Below are 1,873 nucleotides of genomic sequence, written 5' to 3' on the forward strand. Positions count from 1 at the left end.
GGCCTCCTACCCGGCGGGGCTGGCAAGATTGACCGAGGAGCGGCATCTGCTGGTGGTGATCGACGAGGACCAGCTCGACGACACAGCCCCTGCGGGCGAACACCTCACGCAAACCATTGCCGAGGCGGCACCAGCTGGCGATGCGGCTTCGCAGCCGGAACAGGGTGGCGAGACGCCGACCGAGGAACCAGGCGCCGCACTGCCGACCGAGGACGTCGCCGCATCGCAGCCGCATGCGATCACCGACGTGATCGGGCAGGCGCCGACGGCTGCCAACAGCGATCAGGCGGCAGCAGAGCCCACACCGGCGCAACACGACCATTGGTACTTCAACGCCGGCGAGGACGGAGGGGAACAGGCGCCGCGACCAGCTGCGTCCGGACCTGAAGCGCCTCAAGAACCGGCGGCCCTGGAAGTCCAGTCCACCTCCGCGGCCACGCCGACGACCGTCTCGGCGATAGACCGCGCAGCGGCGCCGGTGCGCTTCGTCTGGCGCACCGATGCCGAAGGCAAGTTCAGCGCGCTGTCGCCGGAATTCGCCGACATCGTCGGCAAGCCGGCGGCCGACGTGATTGGCCGACGCTTCAGGGATGTCGCCGCCACATTCGGCCTCGACCCCTCGGGCGAGATATCGGGGCTTCTCGAACGGCGCGATACCTGGTCCGGACGCTCCGTGCTGTGGCCGGTCGTCGGCACCGATCTGAAGATACCCGTCGACCTGGCGGCGCTGCCTGTCTATGGGCGCAGCCGCGCCTTCGAGGGTTTCCGCGGCTTCGGCGTTGCCCGCGCCAGCGACGCGGTCGTCGATCCGGAGGCCATCGGCATGGCGCTGGTGCCCAATGGCCGGGCGCCGGCAACGCCGGAACCGCAAGTCATCCAACCCGCGCCCGAACAGCCGAACGCTGAGGAGCCCAGGGCCGAGGACGCTCAGGCATCGGATCCGTTCAAGGGCGAGGTGCCGGCGCTGACCATCGTGCCGAAACAGGAGCGGCGCTTTGCCGACAAGGTGATCCGGCTCGCCGAACATCGCCAGCCAGCCAACGACAAGGGCCTCTCGACCCTGGAACGCAGCGCCTTCCGCGAAATCGGCGAGCGGCTGAAGAAGGAGAGTGCTCCGGTCGAGCCACCAGAGACTGAGACTGCTGAGGCGTCGGCAGCGGAGACCGAGGCTCCGGTCAAGGCGTCCGACGACCCGATGCGCACCGGCGGCATCCCTGCGTCAGGGCCAGAGAACGAACCGGTCGAGCCATCCGAGACCGATGTCGATGCCGAAGACGAGCAGGATCTGGCACGGCTTGACGGTCACCCGGACGAAGCGGCTCGTGAAGCCCCCCCTGGGATGAATGTGACGGGCTCGTTGCTGGACTATGCCGGCCAAGATGACGAACGTGGCCCCGTGGCGGCGGAACCAGAGAACACCGCTGCGGTTTCGCCCGGCGAAGAGCCTGAAGCCACTGACGCGACACATGATGTCCTCGATGACGACAGCATGACGTCAGCAGATTTTCGCGATGCCGAAGACAGCGAGGATTGGGCGCAGCCCGACGAGGAAGCCGCATCGCCTGACGAGCAGGCGGTTGCCGCGCAGGCCGTCAATGCAGGCGACGCTGCGGAAATACGCGTCGAGCGCCCTCGCCTGCAGGTTCCGCCGCTCAAGGCCGAAGGGTTCGTGCCGTCGGCGTTTTCCGCCGGAGATGAACACAAGGCCCCGGACACGTCGCTGCTCGGTAAGCTGCCCGTGCCGCTGCTCATCCATTCCGGAGACCAGTTGCACTATGCGAACGAGGAATTCCTCAGCCTGACCGGCTACGAGGCGCTCGACGATCTGGCGGATGCCGGCGGCCTCGGCGCGTTGTTTGCCGACCCCTATGCC

At 67.8% G+C, this 1,873-nt stretch carries 1 pseudogene; it reads left to right on the forward strand.

The features are described from left to right. Window positions 1–1,873, forward strand: a pseudogene (locus ENZ74_RS30700) (PAS domain-containing sensor histidine kinase); the annotation flags it as partial.

It is taken from the genome of Mesorhizobium sp. M7A.F.Ca.CA.002.15.2.1, assembly GCF_003998715.1.
Taxonomy (GTDB): Bacteria; Pseudomonadota; Alphaproteobacteria; order Rhizobiales; family Rhizobiaceae; genus Mesorhizobium; species Mesorhizobium ciceri.